Below are 4,194 nucleotides of genomic sequence, written 5' to 3'. Positions count from 1 at the left end.
CCCGCGCGCGCAGGGTGTCGGCGCGGGCCGGGGGAGGGCCGGAGGCGCCGGTCGACGCAGGGGAGCCCGTGCGCGCGGCGCCGGTGATGGTGGGGTGGGCCGGGTGATCCGCGTCCGCGTGCGACGCGCTCGTCCCGGTCGTGCCAGCCCCGATCGTGTCCGCGCCCGCCGTGGTCGACCCGATCGTGCTCGCCCCGGCCGTGCCCGCGCCGATCCCGCCTCCACCCGCCGCGCCCGTCCCGATCGCGTCCGTCCCGATCGTGTCCGCCTCGGCCGCGTCAGCCGAGGCCCGCGCCGCGTCCGGTCCCTCCCGGTGCTGCCGGGGCACGTCCACGTCCTGCGGTGGCACGACCCCCGCCCGCTCCTCCCGCCGCGCCCGGCTCGTGCCCGTGCCCGCCCGCGCGCCGCCCGAGCGCTGCCCGCCCTCCCGGCGTCCGCCCTCTCGGTGTCCGCCTTCCCGGCGTCCGTCCTCCCAGGACCCGTCCGCTTCCGGCATGGCCCGACCTCCTCGCCCGTCGTGAAGTCCGACCCCCGCCGCGTACCCGGCCCGGACGAGCGGAAACGGCCGTTCAGCCGACCGTGATCACCCCTGCGGGTGACCTCGTGCAGCGCACCTCCCGGTTCGCGGTCGCCGCCGCGCCGGTCAGGCACTCGCCCAGCACGCCGTGCCCGGCCGCCGACGGGTGCCACGACTCCTGGCAGGTCTGGAACAGGTCGGCGCAGGTGCGCGCGATCCGCTGGATGTCGATCTTGTCCTTGCCCGCCAGGTCGGTCACCGGCACCCCGCTCGGCCCGTCCTGCAACCGGATCGGCGTGGCCAGCGCGCCCGCCGGGCTCGCGTCGGTCTCGCACAGCCGCGCCCCGTCGAACGCCCGCTGCACGTCCAGCAGCACCAGGTCCGCGCCCGGCCGCTCGGCGGACAGGGTGGCGTGCACGTCCCGCACCAGCGCGCCCAGGCCAGCCGAGAACGCGTGGCCGGGGGACAGGCTCGCCCGGTGGATCGGGCAACCCGCGGCGTACCGCTCCGCGCCCAGCGCCCGGAACTTGTCCCTGGTGTCGTCGCGGCCGTCCTCCGAGTGGTAGCGGGCGGCCAGGTCGGTGGGCAGCGGGTTCGTGTAGTCCTGGAGCACCACCCGGTGCCTGCCGTCCGCGTCGACCTCGTCGAGCACGTCCAGCACCTGCCGCACCGCCGCGACCGTCTCGGCCGTGGCGGCGGCCAGCTGCGCCGGGGTGGCCAGGTCGGCCGGGTAGCAGGGCTGCTGCGGCACGTCGCCCGCCCAGAACTCCCACCAGCCGGTCCAGGCGTCCGCGATGAACCGGTTCGCGCACAGCTCGGCGACCTGGCCGAAGGTGAACGAGCTGTTGTTGGAGCCGAGGCCGATCAGCACCAGGTCGACGTCGCCGGTGCGGGCGGTGGCGCGCAGCTGGTCGAGCTGGGAGGCGACGGAGCGGCCGTTCGGGCGGGACGCGGACGGCGCGGCGACGTCCTGGGGCCTGCCGCCGGAGCAGGCCAGGTTCACCCGCTGGGTGATGCCGGGGAGGTCGGCGCGGAACAGGGAGGCGTTCGCGGAGCGGTGGCAGAAGAACGCGTTGGCGTTCGGCGCGGACCAGCCGGGAAAGGCCTGCGGGGTTCCGCTCAGGTCGGTGACGGGGAGGTAGTCGCCCGCCCCCTCGCCGCTCACGAAGCTGTCGCCGAGCGCGACGGCGGTGGGCGGCAGCGCTGCGGGCCTGGCTGTCGCAGGCGGGACTAAGGCGCAGGTGAGCAGGGCTGCGAGCGCGGCGGCCAGCGGGCCGGTCCTGCGGAGGCGCACGGGGATCTCCTCGAGGGTGGGAAATTGATTCCCGATCGATCCGAGCACGATTCCGGTTCGGCGGTCAAGAAAGTCGGCAGATTTGCGGGAAAGCCTTTTCGGGGCCGTTCCCGACTGAGGGAAGGGTTTTCCCTGAGGGTTTCGAGGACCGTTCGACGGGTACGCGGGGTGGTCCGATGCCGTGTTGCTGATACGGCAAAAAACTTTGCTGCTCGCGCATGAACGGAGGCACAGTCGTCGGCATGGAGAACACGGGTGGGACGCAGGAGCACGACGTCGTGGTCATCGGTGGCGGGGCCGCCGGGCTGAGCGGGGCGGTGGCGCTGGCGAGGTCGCGACGCAGCGTCCTGGTGATCGACTCGGGGGCGCCGCGCAACGCGCCCGCCGAGCACATGCACAACTTCCTCTCCCGCGACGGGCTGCCGCCGCGGGAGCTGCTCGCCCTCGGTCGCGACGAGGTCGTCTCGTACGGGGGCAAGGTGGTGTCCGGGCTGGTCAGCGCGGTGGAAAGGGACGGGGACGGGTTCCTGGTGCGGGCCTCCTCGGGGGTGGTGCGGGCGCGGAAGGTGCTGGTCGCCACCGGGCTCGTGGACGTGCTGCCCGACGTGCCGGGGCTGCGCGAGCGGTGGGGGCGGGACGTGCTGCACTGCCCGTTCTGCCACGGCTGGGAGGTGCGCGACCAGCGCATCGGCGTGCTGGCGACCGGGCCCATGGCGGCGCACCAGGTGATGCTGTTCCGGCAGCTCAGCGACCGGGTGGTGCTGCTGCGGCACACCGGGCCCGCGCTCGGCGAGCTGGCCGAGGAGCAGGTGCGGGCGCGCGGGGTCGAGACCGTCGACGGGGTCGTGGAGCAAGTCGTGAGCGTGGCCGACCGGCTCGTCGGGGTGCGGCTGGCGGGCGACCGGGACGTGGCGCTGGACGCGCTCGTCGTCGCCCCGAGGTTCGTGGCGCGGGCCGACTTCCTCGCGCCGCTCGGGCTGCACCCGGTGGACGAGGTGCGGGACGGGCACGTGATCGGCTCGGCGGTGCCGTCCGGTCCGGCCGGGGCCACGGCGGTGCCGGGGGTGCGGATCGCCGGGAACGCCACCGACCTGTCCGGGCAGGTCATCACGTCTGCGGCGGCCGGGCTGATGGCCGGGGCGGCGCTGAACGGGGAGCTGGTGACCGAGGAGACGGCGGCGGCCGTGGCGGCGCTGCGCGAGCCGTTCTCGCACGAGGCGGAGCGGCGGCTGGCCGAGGTCGTCGCGGGCGGACGTCAGCACGGGCTGTGACCGGGCGTGGTGGGGGTCCGACCGATCGTCGGACCCCCACCTGGGTCAACCGGCGGATCAGATGTCGCGGAAGGTGCTGATCTCCGCGCCGAGCTGGTTGAGCCGCTCGGCCAGCTGCTCGTAACCCCGGTTGATCACGTACACGTTGCGCAGCACCGACGTGCCCTTCGCGGCCAGCATCGCCAGCAGCACCACGACGGCCGGGCGCAGCGCGGGCGGGCAGATCACCTCGGCGCCGGACCAGTGCGTGGGGCCCTCGACGTACACCCGGTGCGGGTCCATCAGGGTGACCTTCGCGCCGAGCTTGGTCAGCTCGGTCAGGTACAGCGCGCGGGTCTCGGACACCCAGTCGTGGCTCAGGGTCGAGCCCTGCGCGACGGCCGCGATCAGCGCGAAGAACGGCAGGTTGTCGATGTTCAGGCCGGGGAACGGCATCGGGTGGATCTTGTCGATGGGCGCGTGCAGCGCGGACGGGCGCACGACCAGGTCGACCAGGCGGGTGCGGCCGTTGGCGGCCGGGTACTCGTCGGTGCGGTCGTAGTCCAGGCCCATCTCCTCCAGCAGCGCCAGCTCGATCTCCAGGAACTCGATCGGCACGCGCTGGACGGTGATCTCGGACGAGGTGACGATCGCGGCGGAGATCAGGCTCATCGCCTCGATCGGGTCCTCGGAGGGGGCGTAGTCGATGTCCCGGTCGACCGCGCCGACGCCGTGCACGGTCAGCGTCGTGGTGCCGACGCCCTCGATGCGCACGCCCAGCTCGGTCAGGAAGAAGCACAGGTCCTGGACCATGTAGTTCGGGCTGGCGTTGCGGATGACCGTCGTGCCCTCGTGGCGGGCCGCCGCCATCAGCGCGTTCTCGGTCACCGTGTCACCCCGCTCGGTGAGCACGATCGGGCGCTTGGGGGCGACGGTGCGGTCCACCTCGGCGTGGTAGCTGCCCGCGGCGGCCTTGACCTCCAGCCCGAACGGGCGCAGCGCCACCATGTGCGGCTCGACCGTGCGCGACCCGAGCGCGCAGCCGCCGGCGTAGGGCAGCTCGAAGCGCTCCTCGTGGTGCAGGAGGGGGCCGAGCAGCATGATGATGCTGCGGGTGCGGCGGGCGGCGTCGA

Annotated in this window: 3 protein-coding genes and 1 pseudogene; 1 reads left to right on the top strand and 3 read right to left on the bottom strand. The window is 74.2% G+C overall.

All coding sequences use genetic code 11. From position 1 onward, the window contains the following. Both ACTUAL_RS14425 and ACTUAL_RS14420 read right to left on the bottom strand, forming a co-directional pair. Positions 1-496: pseudogene (locus ACTUAL_RS14425) on the bottom strand (hypothetical protein); the annotation flags it as partial. A 73-nt stretch (positions 497-569) separates the two neighbouring features. After that, on the bottom strand, positions 570-1,811 hold the full coding sequence (locus tag ACTUAL_RS14420; protein ID WP_440900600.1) for a hypothetical protein: 1,242 nt from the start codon (positions 1,809-1,811) through the stop codon (positions 570-572). A gap of 242 nt (positions 1,812-2,053) precedes the next feature. On the opposite strand from ACTUAL_RS14420, the gene ACTUAL_RS14415 reads away from it, so the two are divergent. Beyond that, positions 2,054-3,082, top strand: coding sequence for an NAD(P)/FAD-dependent oxidoreductase (locus ACTUAL_RS14415; protein ID WP_440900599.1), 1,029 nt, complete (start codon positions 2,054-2,056; stop codon positions 3,080-3,082). A gap of 57 nt (positions 3,083-3,139) precedes the next feature. On the opposite strand, the gene ACTUAL_RS14410 is transcribed toward ACTUAL_RS14415, so the two are convergent. Next, on the bottom strand, positions 3,140-4,194 hold a 1,055-nt coding region (locus ACTUAL_RS14410; RefSeq protein WP_440900598.1), incomplete at its 5' end, for a UDP-N-acetylglucosamine 1-carboxyvinyltransferase.

Source organism: Actinosynnema sp. (genome assembly GCF_052038725.1).
This window is presented reverse-complemented; position numbering and strand designations above follow the sequence as displayed.

What these genes read in the sequence shown, in the direction of transcription:
- ACTUAL_RS14415 (WP_440900599.1), top strand. Translation starts at nt 2,054, where the DNA reads ATGGAGAACACGGGTGGGACGCAGGAGCACGACGTCGTGGTCATCGGT.